We start from the raw sequence: 15725 nt of genomic DNA on the forward strand, positions 1-15725 counted from the left end.
GATGCGGAAGTTGCGGGCCCGCTGGCCCCTGCTGCGCCGGATCGTCTTTATTGCCTTCGCGCTACTGGTTATCGGCCTGCTGGTGGATCAGGCGCGCGAGGTCGAATGGGAAAAAGTGATGGAGGCCGTGCAAGCCAACACTTGGCCCGTGCTATTGCGCGCCAGCGGCGTGGCCGTGGCGAGCTACCTGATTTATAGCTGTTTCGATCTGCTGGCGATTCCCTATCTCGGGCATCGGATCCCGCCCTTGCGCGTGATGGCGGTGGGCATCGTGGCCTATGCCTTCAACCTGAACATGGGTTCGCTGGTGGGCAGCGTGGGGTTTCGCTTCCGCCTGTACCTGAAGCTTGGGCTGGACGCGGCGGAGATCACGCGTATCGTCGGTCTAAGTCTGACGACCAACTGGCTGGGGTATTTCTGGGTCGCTGGCGGCCTGTTCGCCTGGGGCGTGCTGCCCATCCCGGATAACTGGAGCATCGGTGCCGGCGCGCTGCGGCTGATCGGCGTGGCGATGGTGGCGGCGGCGTTCGCCTATGTGGCGGCGTGTGCGTGGTCGAAGCGCCGTTCGTGGACGGTACGCGGCCACGATATCCAGCTGCCCTCGGGGAAGGTCGCCCTGGGCCAGAGCGTCCTGGGCAGCGCGTGCTGGATGTCGATCGGCCTGGTGGTTTGGGTCCTGATGCGCCATGACGTGCCGTATCCCCTGGTGCTGGGGGTGCTGCTGCTGAGCGGCATCGCCGGCGCGGTGACGCATATCCCGGGCGGGTTGGGGGTCGTGGAGGCGGTCTTCGTCGCCATGCTGTCCGGGCAGGTTCCGCATTATGAAATCCTGGGAACGCTGCTGACGTACCGGGCGGTGTATTACCTGGGGCCGTTCGCGCTGGCGGCGGTCCTGTATTTCATCCTGGAAGCGGGGTTCCGCAGGGGCGCGGAGCTGCCGCCGACGCCCAAGTCGGCCACCTGACACGGCCTTGGGCGGCCGTGTTGCGTTGCAGCAGGGGTAAACCCGGGTGTGAAAATTTATTTTCATAAATACAATAGCGCCCGAAATCTGTTTACATTTTTGCGTCCGTTCAACGGTCCTCAGCCCGTCCGCGCCATCGTCGCTTAGCCCCAGCCACCTGCGTTGGCCGAGCCATGTGGCGTGGCGGGCGATGAAGCCCGCCCGCCTGCATGAATCAGCCCGCCGTCACCATCGCAGAACGCATCGCCAGTGCGCAACCCGCGTTCAGCCGTACCCAGCATCGGCTGGCGGAATACGTGCTGGCGCACCAATTCCGCGCCGCGACGATGACCATCGACGAGTTCGCTGCCGCGAATGGCGTCTCGGTGGCAACGGCAAACCGGTTTGCCCGCATCCTCGGCCTGCCGGGATATCCGCAGTTCCGCGCCGAACTGGCACGCGGCTTCGAGTCGGCACTGGCGCCGGTGGAAAAGCTGCGCACCCGGCTGGCGCATCCGGCCACCGCGGCCGAGGTGTTCGCCGCGTCGCTGCAGGAAGACATCCGCAATGCCGAACGTTCCCTGCAGTCGCTGGACGCGGCCGCCTGCGAGCGCGCCGTGGATGCCGTGCTGGCGGCCCGCCGGATCTACATCGTCGGTTTCGGCGCCAGCGGCTTCCTGGCCGGCCTGCTGCACCGCTCGCTGTTCATGCATTGCGACGTGGTCGAATCCCTGGCAGGGCCCGGCGGCGTGTCCCAGGCCGCGCGGCGGCTGCCGCGCATGAAGCAGGACGATCTGATGATCGTCATCGGCTTTCCGCGCTACGTCAACGATACCGTCGCGCTTGCCAAGGCGGCCAAGGACGCGCGCGTTCCCGTGCTGGCGCTGACCGACAAGCCCACGTCGCCGTTGGCGCCGCTGGCGTCCGTGGCGCTGTATGCCTATTCCGAGCGGCAGCTGTCCGCCAACGCGGAAACCGCGGCGCTGGGCCTGATCGAGGCCCTGGCGGCGGCGGTGGCATTCCGCGCGAAAGACTCGGTCGCATCCGCGCTTGAAGCGACCCAATCCATCATGCCGTGGCTGATCCATGGTGCAGGAGATAGAAACCGATGATCCAACCCGTAGTTGCCATCCACGGCGGCGCCGGCACCATGTCCCGGGCCTCGATATCGCCGGCGCAGGAACGCGAGTACCTGGATGCCTTGAACGAGATTCTGGCCGCCGCGCAAGCAGTGCTGGCGCGGGGCGGCAGCGCGCTGGACGCGGTGACGGAAGCCGTCACCCGGCTGGAGGACTGTCCGCTGTTCAACGCCGGTCATGGCGCCGTCTACACCAGCGCGGGCACGCACGAGCTGGACGCCTCCATCATGGACGGCGCCACGCTGCGTTCCGGCGCCATCGCCAATGTGAGTTGCGTGCGCAATCCGGTGCTCGCCGCGCGCCGCGTCATGGAGCACAGCAAGCACGTGTTCTTCGTGGGCGAGGGGGCGGAAGCATTCGCCCGCGAGGAAGGGCTGGAAATCGTCGACCCGTCGTACTTTTCGACGCCGGCGCGCTACGAACAGCTGCTGCGCGTCCAGCGCGAGCAGCCCGGCGCGGCGGTGCTGGACCACGATGGCCAGGCCATGGTGGCGGGCGTGCAACCGGCCGCGGCGCCCATCGATCCTGACCGCAAGTTCGGCACGGTGGGCGCGGTGGCGCTGGACGCACAGGGCAACCTGGCGGCGGCGACCTCGACGGGCGGCGTGACCAACAAACAGGTGGGCCGCGTCGGCGATGCCCCGCTGATCGGTGCCGGCTGCTACGCCGCCAATGCGACCTGCGCGGTGTCCACCACGGGAACCGGCGAGATGTTCATCCGCATGGTGGCGTCCTATGACGTCGCGGCGCAGATGGAATACCGCGGCGTATCCCTGGAAGATGCGACTCATTCGGTCATGCACGAAAAGCTGCCGCGCATCGGCGGCAAGGGCGGCCTGATCGCGGTGGACGCCAAAGGCAATGTGTCGCTGACGTTCAATACCGAAGGGATGTACCGCGGGTATGCCCGCGTGGGCGAAGCGCCGGTGGCCGCGATATATCGATGATCGCGGTGGCGAACGCGCATGGCAATTGTTTTGCAAGGGGATGAATATGGCCGATAGCAGGATGGCCAACCAGGCAGCGGACCGCCGCGGCGATAGGCTGGCGTTGCCGGAAAATCGCGTGGTCCAGGTAAGCGACCTGACCGTGCGCTTCGTGTCCGCGGAGCGGACCGTGGAGGCCGTGCGCGAGCTGTCCTTCCATGTCGACCGGGGCGAGACCCTGGCCATCGTGGGGGAATCCGGATCGGGCAAGTCGGTGACATCGCTGGCGCTGATGCGCCTGGTCGAGCACGGCGGCGGCCGCATCGCCCAGGGCAGCATGCTGCTGCGCCGGCGTGCCGGCCAGGTCATCGAACTGGCCGGCGCCAGCCAGCGCGACATGCGCGGCGTGCGTGGCGCCGATATGGCGATGATTTTCCAGGAGCCGATGACCTCGCTCAATCCGGTCTTCACGGCCGGCGACCAGATCGCGGAATCGATCCGCCTGCATCAAGGCAAGGATCGCGCGGCCTCGCGCGCCGAAGCGCTGCGCATGCTGGAACAGGTGCGCATCCCCGAGGCGCGGTCCATCATGGACCGGTATCCCCACCAGTTGTCCGGCGGGATGCGCCAGCGCGTGATGATCGCGATGGCATTGGCCTGCAAACCGGCGCTATTGATCGCCGACGAGCCCACCACGGCGCTGGACGTCACCATCCAGGCGCAGATCCTGCAACTGATCCGCGCCCTGCAGGAAGAGATGCACATGGGCGTGGTGTTCATCACGCACGACATGGGCGTGGTGGCCGAAGTCGCGGACCGCGTACTGGTGATGTATCGCGGCGACAAGGTGGAAGAGGGGCCGTCGGCGGAGATCTTCAGCGCGCCGCGCCATCGTTATACGCAGGCGCTGCTCTCGGCGGTGCCCCGGCTGGGCTCCATGCGCGGCACGGAATTGCCCGAACGTTTCGAACTGGTGCGGCTGGATGCGGCTTCCGCCACTGCCGCGGCCGATGCCGCCGCGGCGCGCGCGCGGGCCGAAGCGCAGCCGCCGCACATGGCGGGCGAACCCATACTGAGCGTGCGCGACCTGGTCACGCGTTTCGATCTGCGCGGCGGCATCCTGAGCCGCGTGCGCGGGCGCGTGCATGCCGTGGAAAAGGTCAGCTTCGACCTCTATCCCGGCGAAACGCTGGCGCTGGTCGGCGAATCGGGCTGCGGCAAATCGACGACGGGTCGGTCGCTGCTGCGCCTGACGGAAAGCCAGGGCGGCAGCATCGTGCTGGAAGGCCGCGATATCGGCAAGCTCAGGGGGCAGGAACTGCAGGCGCTGCGCCGCGATATCCAGTTCGTTTTCCAGGATCCGTTCGCTTCGCTCGACCCGCGCGTGACGGTGGGATTCTCCATCATGGAGCCCCTGCTGGTGCATGGCGTGGCCAGCGGCAAGGAAGCGGAGCGCCGCGTCGCCGAATTGCTGGAACGCGTCGGTTTGCCGGCAGCCATGGCACAGCGCTATCCGCACGAGTTTTCCGGCGGCCAGCGGCAGCGGGTGTGCATCGCCCGGGCGCTGGCGCTTAACCCCAAAGTGGTGATCGCGGACGAATCGGTGTCGGCGCTGGATGTATCCATCCAGGCGCAGATCGTCAATTTGCTGATCGATCTGCAGCGCGACCTGGGCGTGTCTTTCCTGTTCATCTCGCACGATATGGCAGTGGTCGAACGCGTCAGCCATCGCGTGGCGGTGATGTATCTGGGCCAGATCGTCGAAATCGGCCCGCGCCGTGCGATTTTCGAGAACCCCCAGCATGCCTATACCAAGAAGCTGATGGCGGCCGTGCCGATCGCCGATCCGGCGCGACGCCACTTGAAGCGCACCCTGTTGACCGAAGAGATCCCCAGTCCCATCCGCAAGCCCGGCGACGAGCCCGTCGTCGCGCCGCTGGTCAACGTCGGGCCTGGCCATTTCGTGGCGCGGCATGCCGTGGGCGGCCTGTATTGAACCCAGGCTGCCCGCATTCCGTCGCGCCGTATCTGCCGTTGTTTCTCCACCAACCCTCCTTTACGAACCAGGAGTGCATCACATGAAAACATTGCGCCCCACCCGCCTGATGGCCGCCGCCGCGCTGGCCTTCGGCATCGCCGCGTCGCCGCTCGCGCATGCGACCAAGGATGTGACCTTCGCGGTGTCCATCGCGCTGGAAACGCTGGATCCCTACAACACCAATAGCACCCTGAACCAGGCCGCCGGCAAGGCGTACTACGAAGGCTTGTTCGAGTTCGACAAGGACCTGAAGATCCAGCCCGTGCTGGCCACCGGCTATGAAGTCAGCCCCGACGGCCTGGTCTACACGATCAAGCTGCGCAAGGGCGTGAAATTCCAGGACGGTACGGACTTCACGGCGGAGGCCGTCAAGGTCAACTTCGACCGCGTGTCCAACCCCGAGAACCACCTGACGCGCTATACGCAGTTCAACCAGGTGGAAAAAACCGAAGTCGTCGATCCCTACACCGTCCGCATCACCCTCAAGCGTCCGTTCTCGGCATTCATCAACGCGCTGGCCCATCCCGCCGCGATGATGATCTCGCCCGCCGCGCTGAAGAAGTGGGGCAACAAGGATATCGGCTTTCACCCCGTCGGGACGGGTCCCTTCGAATTCGTCGAATGGAAGCCGGCCGAATACCTGAAGGTGAAGAAGTTCGACGGCTACTGGCGCAAGGGCTATCCCAAGATCGATACGCTGACCTTCCGCACCGTGACGGACAACAACACCCGCGCCGCCGTGGTGCAGACCGGCGAGGCGCAGTTTGCCTTCCCCGTCCCGTACGAGCAGGCGGCCACGCTGGCCAAGAACGACAAGATCGACGTGGTCGACCGCAAGAATTCGATCATGGCCCGCTATATGTCGATGAACGTCCAGCAAAAGCCTTTCGATAATCCGAAGGTGCGCCAGGCGATCAATTACGCCATCAACAAGCAGGCGCTGATCAAGGTGGCCTATGCCGGCTATGCCACCGTCTCCACCGGCGTTGTTCCGCAGGGCGTCGAGTATGCCTACGAGATCGACAAGAAAGGCTGGCCCTACGATCCCAAGAAGGCGCGCGAACTGCTGAAGGAAGCCGGCTATCCCAACGGTTTCGAAAGCACGCTGTGGTCCGCCTATAACGACGGCACGTCGCAGAAGATCGTGCAGTTCCTGCAGCAGCAGCTGGCCCAGGTCGGCATCAAGGTGTCGGTCGAGGTGCTGGAATCCGGCCAGCGCGTGCAGCGCGTCCAGCAGGTGCAAAAGCCCGCCGATGCCAAGGTGCGGATGTACTACGCCGGCTGGTCGTCGTCCACGGGCGAGGCGGATTGGGGCCTGCGTCCCTTGCTGGCTACCGAAGCCTTCCCGCCGCAGCTGAACAACACGGCCTACTACTCCAACCCCAAGGTCGACGATGACATCAAGAAGGCGTTGACGACCACCAACAAGGATGAGAAGACGGCCCTGTACAAGGATGCGCAGGAAACCATCTGGAAGGATGCGCCGTGGGCCTTTTTGGTCACCCAGGGCAACGTGTACATCAAGTCGAAGAACCTGACCGGCGTGTATGTGATGCCCGACACCAGCTTCTGGTTCGGCGACGTCGATCTGAAGTGATGAACGTTCGGCCGGCCGTGGCGCCGCGGCGCCACGGCCGCGCCGTGGCATGACCGCGCGGATGCCGCGCATCCGCGCGCAGGAATTCTTATGCTTACCTATATCGTCAAGCGCCTTCTGGGCATGATCCCCACGCTGCTGCTGGTTATCGCGGTGGTGTTCATGTTCGTCCATATGCTGCCCGGAGACCCCGCGCGGCTGGCGGCCGGCCAGGAGGCCGACGAGCAGACCGTGCAGCTGGTGCGCCAGGAACTGGGACTGGACCTGCCGCTGCCACAGCAGTTCGTCCGCTATTTCACGCATATGCTCCGGGGCGACCTGGGCGTTTCGCTGCGCAGCAAGCGTCCGGTCAGCACCGAGATCGCCGATCGCTTCGTGCCGACGCTATTGCTGACGCTGGCCAGCATGGTGTGGTCGGTACTGTTCGGCATGATCATCGGCATCGCGTCGGCCGTGTGGCGCAACCGTTGGCCCGACCGGCTGGGCATGACGCTGGCGGTCTCCGGCATTTCGTTTCCGGCATTCGCGCTGGGCATGATGCTGATGCAGGTTTTCTCTGTCCAGCTCGGATGGCTGCCGACCATAGGCGCGTCCAGCTGGAAACACTACATATTGCCCTCGATTACGCTGGGTGCCGCCGTGGCGGCCGTGATGGCGCGTTTTACCCGCGCTTCCTTTGTCGAGGTCATCCAGGAGGACTTCGTGCGCACGGCGCGGGCCAAGGGCCTGGCCGAATCGGTGGTCGTGGCCAAGCACACGCTGCGCAATGCCCTGATTCCCGTGGTGACGATGATGGGCCTGCAGTTCGGCTTCCTGCTGGGTGGGTCCATCGTGGTGGAGACCGTTTTCAGCTGGCCCGGACTGGGTGCGCTGCTGGTCGATGCCGTTACGCAGCGCGACTATCCGGTCATCCAGGGCCTGGTGCTGCTGTTTTCCCTGGAGTTCATTCTGATCAACCTGGTGGTCGACGTGCTGTATGGCGTGATCAATCCCAGCATCCGGTACAAGTGAGGCGGCCATGACGCAACTCGATAACACCGCCGCCGCGGCCACCGCCACGGCCGCCGTACCCGCCGCCACGGAAGCGGTGCGCACGCCTTTCAGCGAGTTCTGGCGCAAGTTCAAGAAGCAGCACCTGGCGGTCGCGGCCGGCATCTTCGTGCTGCTGCTGATCCTGGTGGCCGTATTCGCGCCGTGGATCGTGCCCTTCGACGCCGAGAACTATTTCGACTACGACAACCTGAACGCCGGCCCGTCGCTGGTGCACTGGCTGGGCGTGGACGCGCTGGGCCGCGATATCTTCAGCCGCATCCTGATGGGCGCGCGCATTTCGCTGGTGACCGGCTTCGTGTCGGTGCTGCTGGGCGCCGCGGTGGGGACGTTCCTGGGCCTGATGGCCGGCTATTACGAAGGCTGGTGGGAGCGCATCAGCATGCGTCTTTCCGACGTGCTGCTCGCATTCCCCGGCATGTTGCTGGCCATCGGCGTGGTGGCCATCCTCGGTTCCAGCATGGTCAACGTGGTCGTGGCCGTGGCGGTGTTCAGCGTACCGGCCTTCGCCCGCCTGGTGCGCGGCAATACGCTGGCGATCAAGCACATGACCTATGTGGAAGCGGTACGCAGCATCGGCGCTTCGGACTGGACCATCATCCTGCGCCATATCCTGCCGGGCACGATCTCGCCCATCGTGGTCTACGGCACCATGCGTATCGGCACCTCCATCATCACGGCCGCCAGCCTGTCCTTCCTGGGCATGGGCGCGCAGCCGCCCACGCCGGAGTGGGGCGCGATGCTGAACGAGGCGCGTGCCGATATGGTGACCTCGCCGCATATTGCCGTGTTTCCTGCGCTGGCGATCTTCCTGACCGTATTGGCGTTCAACCTATTGGGCGACGGCTTGCGCGATGCCCTGGATCCCAAGATAGACCGGCGCTAGGCATGATCGAGCCGCAACCTCGTTTCCCGCGCGTCGGCACGCTGCCCAGCGGCCCGCTGGATTCCCTGTGCGACATCGATGGCGTGACCGTCGGCCATGCCACATTGGCGCGGGGATCCGTCCAGACCGGCGTGACCGTCGTACGGCCGCATGCGGGCGATATCTATCGTGACAAGGTACCGGCGGCCGCCAGCGTGCTGAACGGCTTCGGCAAGAGCGTGGGCCTGGTGCAGGTGGAAGAGCTCGGCGTACTGGAAACGCCGATCGCGCTGACCAACACCTTCGCCGTCGGTACGGTGGCGAATGCCCAGATCCGCCAGGCCGTCGCGGCCAACGTGGAGATCGGCCGCGCCTGGCCCACGGTCAATCCACTGGTGTTCGAATGCAATGACGGCTACCTGAACGACATCCAGGCGATGGCGGTCAGCGAAGCCGACTACGTGGCTGCCCTGGATGCCGCGGGGGCGCGTTGCGCGCAGGGCGCCGTCGGCGCCGGCCGCGGCATGTCCTGCTTCGGCTTCAAGGGCGGCATCGGCAGCGCATCGCGGCGCACGCGGTCGATCGACGGGCGGTCGTGGATGGTCGGCGCGCTGGTCCTGGCCAATTTCGGCCGCCAGCCGCTGTTGACGGTCGCCGGCAGGCCGTTCGGCCGTTGGCTGGAACAGGCGCGTACCGGGGCCGGGGACCTTGCCGTGGCGGGCGGCGAACGAGCGCCGCATGCCGGCAAGAGGCAGTCGAGCCATGCCGACGCCCATACCGCAGGCCACGGCGCCCGTTCGGCTGAGGACGACACCGAGAAAGGCTCCATCATCCTGATGCTGGCCACCGACGCGCCGCTCGATGCCCGGCAACTGCGCCGGCTTTCCCTGCGCGCGGGCGCCGGCCTGGCCCGCACCGGTTCGGTGTTCGGCCATGGCAGCGGCGACATCGCCCTGGCGTTTTCCACGGCGTACACCGTGCCGCACCTGGCGCAGCGGCCGATGCCGGCCATCGCCATGCTGCACGAAACCCGCATCGATCCGCTGTTCGAGGCGGCCGCGGAAGCCACGGAGCAGGCCATCCTGCACGCCCTGTGGCATGCCGAGGGCGTGACCGGCCGCGACGGCCATGAGCGCCGGGCCATCCGCGATGCCATTCCCGCGTGGCCGCAATGGCTGGCCGCGGGGCCATGATCACATTCCTCTCTTGATCGAGCAGTCATGCGCATATTGATTTCCACCGATATCGAAGGCGTCGCAGGCGTCTTCCATTCCCAGCAGGTCACCGCCGGCAATGCCGAATACGAGCGCGCCCGCGCCTGGATGACGGGGGAAGCCAATGCCGCCGTCGCCGGGGCCTTCGAAGGCGGCGCCGACGACGTGCTGGTCAACGACTCGCATGGCGGCTATCGCAATCTGCTGCCCGACGGGATCGACGAACGCGCCCGTCTGGTGCTGGGCAAGCCGCGCTACCTCGGCATGGTCGGCGGCCTGGAAGAAGCCTGCGACGCCGTATTCATGATCGGCTATCACTCGCGGGCCCAGGGACGCGGCGTGCTGGCCCACACCATCAACGGGTTTTCCTTCGCCAAGGTCCGCATCAACGGCATGGAGTTGGGCGAAGCCGGGCTGTACGGCGCGCTGGCAGGGGAACTGGGCGTGCCGGTGGCCCTGGCCAGCGGCGACGATGTCTTCATCGGCGAAACGCGCGAGCTCTTTCCCGGGGCGGTCTGGGTGCAGACCAAGATCGCGCGCGGGCAGGGGAGCGGCGTGTCGCTGTCGCCGGCCGCCGCGCGAGCCGCCATCCGCGAGGCCGCGCGCGCGGCCACGGGCAATATCGGCACGCTCAAGCCCTGGCGCATCGAACCGCCTATAGAATGCGTCCTGCAGACCCAGACCTCGGCCCTGGCCGACCTGTTCTGCACCTGGCCCGCGCTGGAGCGCGTGGACGGCGTGACGCTGCGCTTCACCACGGAAAGCATGCAGGCCGCCATCCGGACGCTGAACAGCCTGGCCGCCATGTCATTCATGCTGCGCTGAAAGGCGCCCGAGGATTCCGATGTCGCATACCGACGCCCGTATCGCCGCGCTGCGCCAGGCCATGGCCACGCACGGCCTGTCCGCCTATGTCGTTCCTTCCGCCGACCCGCACTTGTCCGAGTACCTGCCGTCGCGCTGGCAGGGACGCCAGTGGCTGTCCGGCTTTACCGGTTCGGTGGGTACCCTGGTGGTCACGGCGGATTTCGCGGGCCTGTGGGTGGACAGCCGGTACTGGGTTCAGGCCGGGTCGCAGCTGGCCGGCACCTGTGTCAGCCTGATGAAGCTGGGGGACGCGGGCGTGCCCGCCCACCCGGAATGGCTGGGCGACTACTGCGCCAACCTCCTTTCCGGCGGTGGCGCCACGACCGCGCCGAACGGTTCCTCGCAGGCAGGCCAGGGCAAACCGGCCGGCAGCGTTGCCGCTGGCCCGGTCGTGGGCGCCGACGGCCAGGTCCTCTCGCTGGCGGCGCATCGGGCGCTGTCCGATGCGGTCCGCGCCGCGGGCGGCAGCCTGGACATCCGGCACGACCTGCTGGCGGAAATCTGGCCGGACCGGCCCGGCCTGCCAGTCACGCCGGTGCGCGAGCACCTGCCCCCCTACGCCTGCGTGCCGCGCGCCGACAAACTGGCCCAGCTGCGCGCCGCCATGCGGGCCAAGGGCGCGGGCGCGCACGTCATCAGTTCCCTGGACGACGTGGCCTGGCTGCTCAACCTGCGCGGCGCCGACGTCGACTACAACCCGGTGTTCGTGGCGCACGCGCTGGTCCTGCCGGACCGCGTGGAGGTTTTCACGGCCGCCGGCAAGATCGACGCCGCGGTGGCCGACCGGCTGGCCGCCGACGGCGTGGCGGTGCGTCCCTACGAGGCTTTCGCGGCCGCGCTGGCGGCGCTGCCCGCGGACACCGCGGTCCTGGTCGACCCGGCGCGCACGACGATCGGTGTGCTGGCGGCCCTGCCGGCGCAGGCTCGCCGGGTGGAATCCATCAACCCCAGTACGCTGGCCAAATCCCGCAAGACCGACGACGAGCTGGCCCACGTGCGCGCCGCCATGGAGCAGGACGGCGCGGCGCTGTGCGAATTCTTCGCCTGGTTCGCGGCGGCCGCCGGACGCGAGCGCATCACCGAGCTGACCATAGACGAAAAACTGTCGGCCGCCCGCGCACGCCGGCCGGGCTTCGTCTCGCTCAGCTTCGGCACCATCGCCGCCTATAACGCCAACGGCGCCATGCCGCATTACCGCGCCACGGCCGCGTCGCACGCGGTCATCGAAGGCGACGGCCTGCTCCTGATCGACTCCGGCGGGCAGTACGAGGGCGGCACGACCGACATTACCCGGGTGGTGGCGGTGGGTACGCCGACGGCGGAGCAGAAGCGCGATTTCACGCTGGTGCTCAAGGGCATGATTGCGCTGTCCCGCGCCCGCTTCCCGCGCGGTGTGCTCTCGCCGATGCTGGACGCCATCGCCCGTGCGCCCATCTGGGAAGGGGGCGCGGAATACGGCCACGGTACGGGCCACGGCGTCGGTTATTTCATGAATGTCCACGAAGGGCCGCAGGTGATTTCGCATCGTGCCCCGGCGTCGCCGCACACGGCCATGGAGCCGGGCATGATCACCTCCAACGAACCCGGGATCTATCGGCCTGGCCGTTGGGGCGTGCGCATCGAGAACCTGGTCTGCAATCGGCCGGCGCAGACGACCGAGCTGGGCGAATTCCTTGCCTTCGAAACCCTGACCTTGTGTCCTATCGATACGTCTTGCATCCAGGCCGATCTGATGCGATCCGACGAAATCGCCTGGCTGGACGATTACCACGCCCAGGTCCGGGAGCGGCTGCTGCCGTACGTCGACGGCGCCGCGCGCGAATGGCTGGTGGCGCGGACCCTGCCGTTGGCGGCGTCCTAGAGGCCGCCGGTCCCCGGCGGGCCACCGGCCGCGATCCGGTTGCGGGCGCCCGCGGAGCGGTGCCGGCGTTGTTACTTCACGACGCCGGGCGAAATAGAAGGATTCGCCGCCCTGGCGGCTATAATCCAAATTTCCCGCACGCGCCCGGCCGCCCCGGGCGCTATTCACGATGACCAAATACGTATTTGTCACCGGCGGCGTGGTGTCTTCCCTGGGGAAAGGCATTGCCGCCGCGTCCCTCGGCGCGATCCTCGAATCGCGCGGTCTGCAAGTCACCCTGCTCAAGCTCGATCCTTACATCAACGTCGATCCGGGCACGATGAGCCCCTTCCAGCATGGCGAGGTTTTCGTCACGGAAGACGGCGCCGAAACCGACCTGGACCTGGGTCACTACGAGCGCTTTATTTCCACCCGGATGCGCAAGGTGAACAACTTCACCACGGGGCAGATCTACGAATCGGTGCTGCGCAAGGAACGCCGTGGCGACTACCTGGGCAAAACCGTCCAGGTCATTCCGCACATCACCAACGAGATCCAGGACTTCATCGCGCGCGGCGCGGAAGCCGGCTGGGATGGCAATACCGACGTGGCCATCGTCGAAATCGGCGGTACCGTCGGCGATATCGAATCGCTGCCGTTCCTCGAAGCCGCCCGGCAAATGAGCCTGCGCATGGGCCGCAATAATGCGGCCTTTATCCATCTGACCCTGGTGCCCTTCATCGCCTCGGCGGGCGAACTGAAAACCAAGCCCACGCAGCACTCCGTGCAGAAATTGCGTGAAATCGGTATCTATCCGCACGCGCTGCTGTGCCGCGCCGACCGTCCCATCCCCGAAGACGAACGCGCCAAGATTTCACTGTTTTCCAACGTGCCGCTGGATGCCGTGATCTCCGTGTGGGACGCGGACTCCATCTACAAGATCCCCGCCATGCTGCACAAGCAGGGCCTGGATAACCTGGTGTGCGACGCTTTGGGCCTGACGCCGCCGCCGGCGGATCTTTCCATGTGGGACGACCTGGTCGAAGCCCTGGAACATCCCGTGCGGGAGGTCACCATCGGCATGGTGGGCAAGTACGTCGACCTGACCGAATCGTACAAATCCCTGACCGAGGCCCTGGTGCACGCGGGCATCCATACCCGCTCCCGCGTCAAGATCGAATACATCGATTCGGAAGACCTGGAAGAGCACGGCACGGACAGCCTGAAGCACCTGGACGCCATTCTGGTGCCGGGGGGCTTCGGCAAGCGCGGCACCGAGGGCAAGATTGCGGCCATACGCTACGCCCGTGAAAACGGCGTTCCTTACCTCGGCATCTGCCTGGGCATGCAGTTGGCCGTCATCGAGTTCTCGCGCCACGTCGCCGGCCTGGGCGGTGCCAACAGCACCGAATTCGACCCGGCCGCGCCGCACCCGGTGGTGGCGCTGATTACCGAATGGATGGACCGCGAAGGCCGCGTCGAAAAACGCGATGCCAATTCCGACCTGGGCGGCACCATGCGCAAGGGCGCCCAGCGCTGCCCGGTCAAGCCCGGCACGCGCGCCGCGCAGATCTATGGGCCGGAAGTCAACGAACGGCATCGCCATCGCTATGAGGTGAACAACGTATACGTGCCGCGCCTGGAAGAGGCCGGCATGGTGATCAGCGCGCGCACCCCGACCGAGAACCTGCCTGAAATGATGGAACTGCCGGCGCATCCCTGGTTCGTGGGGGTGCAATTCCACCCCGAGTTCACGTCCACGCCGCGCGATGGACATCCCTTGTTCTCCAGCTACATCCAGGCCGCCATCGATCGCCAGGACCGGCGTGCCAAGGACACCGCGTGAAGCGCCACGGCCGCTTCATCCCCGACGACGCCGGCCACCCCGGCGTCGCCGCGTAAAAGTTTCTTGATCTTATCGACTTAGGGAAGAACCATCATGAGTGCAATCGTCGACATCATCGGCCGCGAGATCCTGGATTCCCGCGGCAATCCGACCGTGGAATGCGATGTGTTGCTGGAATCGGGCGCCATGGGCCGCGCAGCGGTGCCGTCCGGTGCCTCGACCGGCACGCGCGAGGCCATCGAATTGCGCGACGGCGACAAAAGCCGCTACCTGGGCAAGGGCGTGCTGCGCGCGGTGGAGAACCTGAATACCGAGATTTCGGAAGCCCTGATGGGCCTGGACGCGCAGGAACAGACCTTCGTCGACCGCACCCTGATCGAGCTCGACGGCACCGACGCGAAGGAACGCCTGGGCGCCAATGCCATCCTGGCTGCCAGCATGGCGGTGGCGCGTGCCGCGGCCGATGAATCCGGCCTGTCGCTGTACCGCTATTTCGGCGGCAGCGGCCCCATGAGCATGCCCGTTCCCATGATGAACGTCATCAACGGCGGCGCGCATGCCAACAACACCCTGGACCTGCAGGAATTCATGATCCTGCCGGTGGGCGCGGCCAGCTTCCGCGAAGCCCTGCGCTGGGGGGCGGAGGTCTTCCACGCCCTGAAGAAGCTGATCAATGCCCAGGGCATGTCGACGGCGGTGGGCGACGAAGGTGGCTTCGCGCCCAACGTGGCCAACCACGAGGCCGCCATCCAGTTGATTCTGAAGGCGATCGGCGAAGCGGGCTACGAGCCGGGCACGCAGATCGCGCTGGGCCTGGATTGCGCCAGCTCCGAGTTCTTCAAGAACGGCAAGTACGTGCTGGAAGGCGAGGGCGGCATTTCGCTCAGCTCGCAGGAATTCGCCAATCTGCTGGCGACGTGGTGCGACAAGTACCCCATCATTTCCATCGAGGACGGCATGGCCGAAAACGACTGGGACGGCTGGAAGTTGCTGACCGACCAGTTGGGCAAGAAGGTGCAGCTGGTGGGCGACGATTTGTTCGTGACCAACACGCGCATCCTGAAGGAAGGCATCGCCAAGGGCGTGGCCAATTCCATCCTGATCAAGGTCAACCAGATCGGTACGCTGACCGAAACCTTTGCCGCCATCGAAATGGCCAAGCGCGCCGGCTACACCGCCGTGGTGTCGCACCGTTCGGGGGAAACGGAAGACTCCACCATCGCGGATATCGCGGTGGCCACCAACGCGATGCAGATCAAGACCGGTTCGCTCTCGCGCTCGGATCGCATGGCGAAATACAACCAGCTGCTGCGCATCGAAGAGGAACTGGCGGAGGTCGCCTCCTATCCCGGCCTGGAAGCCTTCTACAACCTGCGCTAGCGTTCAGTGCGCCCGGCGGC

Annotated in this window: 12 protein-coding genes; all 12 read left to right on the forward strand. The window is 66.2% G+C overall.

The genetic code is table 11. The annotated features are described in order from the left end of the window. Positions 1 to 964, forward strand: a 964-nt coding sequence (locus ACO1P8_RS14235; protein ID WP_486296542.1) for a lysylphosphatidylglycerol synthase domain-containing protein, incomplete at its 5' end; no start/stop codon positions are given. 209 nt (positions 965 to 1173) lie between these two features. Further along, entirely contained in the window at positions 1174 to 2055 is an 882-nt protein-coding gene (locus ACO1P8_RS14240; RefSeq protein ID WP_486296543.1) for a MurR/RpiR family transcriptional regulator, read from the forward strand. After that, complete coding sequence (locus ACO1P8_RS14245) at positions 2052 to 3029, forward strand: isoaspartyl peptidase/L-asparaginase family protein (RefSeq protein ID WP_486296544.1); 978 nt, start codon at positions 2052 to 2054, stop codon at positions 3027 to 3029. The genes ACO1P8_RS14240 and ACO1P8_RS14245 overlap by 4 nt, the downstream gene beginning before the upstream one ends. Before the next feature lie 46 nt (positions 3030 to 3075). Continuing rightward, positions 3076 to 5004 carry a dipeptide ABC transporter ATP-binding protein gene (locus ACO1P8_RS14250; protein ID WP_486296545.1) on the forward strand — a complete coding sequence of 643 codons (1929 nt, stop codon included), beginning with the start codon at positions 3076 to 3078 and terminating at the stop codon, positions 5002 to 5004. 82 nt (positions 5005 to 5086) lie between these two features. Continuing rightward, entirely contained in the window at positions 5087 to 6643 is a 1557-nt protein-coding gene (gsiB, locus tag ACO1P8_RS14255) for a glutathione ABC transporter substrate-binding protein GsiB (protein WP_486296546.1), read from the forward strand. Between the two features lie 90 nt (positions 6644 to 6733). Beyond that, positions 6734 to 7654, forward strand: a complete 921-nt coding sequence (gsiC, locus tag ACO1P8_RS14260) for a glutathione ABC transporter permease GsiC (RefSeq protein WP_486296547.1) — start codon at positions 6734 to 6736, stop codon at positions 7652 to 7654. Between the two features lie 7 nt (positions 7655 to 7661). Next, the gene (gsiD, locus tag ACO1P8_RS14265; RefSeq protein ID WP_486296548.1) at positions 7662 to 8579 is read left to right on the forward strand and encodes a glutathione ABC transporter permease GsiD; all 918 of its coding nucleotides are present in this window, start codon (positions 7662 to 7664) and stop codon (positions 8577 to 8579) included. Positions 8580 to 8581: 2 nt separating this feature from the next. After that, positions 8582 to 9751: a DmpA family aminopeptidase gene (locus ACO1P8_RS14270; protein WP_486296549.1), complete on the forward strand. Its 1170-nt coding sequence runs from the start codon at positions 8582 to 8584 to the stop codon at positions 9749 to 9751. Positions 9752 to 9778: 27 nt separating this feature from the next. Next, positions 9779 to 10597, forward strand: coding sequence for a M55 family metallopeptidase (locus tag ACO1P8_RS14275; protein WP_486296550.1), 819 nt, complete (start codon positions 9779 to 9781; stop codon positions 10595 to 10597). 19 nt (positions 10598 to 10616) lie between these two features. Next, positions 10617 to 12500: a M24 family metallopeptidase gene (locus ACO1P8_RS14280; protein WP_486296551.1), complete on the forward strand. Its 1884-nt coding sequence runs from the start codon at positions 10617 to 10619 to the stop codon at positions 12498 to 12500. Between the two features lie 169 nt (positions 12501 to 12669). Then, positions 12670 to 14325, forward strand: a complete 1656-nt coding sequence (gene pyrG / locus ACO1P8_RS14285) for a CTP synthase (RefSeq protein ID WP_486296552.1) — start codon at positions 12670 to 12672, stop codon at positions 14323 to 14325. 93 nt (positions 14326 to 14418) lie between these two features. Further along, positions 14419 to 15705, forward strand: a complete 1287-nt coding sequence (gene eno / locus ACO1P8_RS14290) for a phosphopyruvate hydratase (protein WP_486296553.1) — start codon at positions 14419 to 14421, stop codon at positions 15703 to 15705. Positions 15706 to 15725 lie beyond the last annotated feature (20 nt).

The sequence above is a fragment of the Bordetella sp. genome (genome assembly GCF_057362025.1).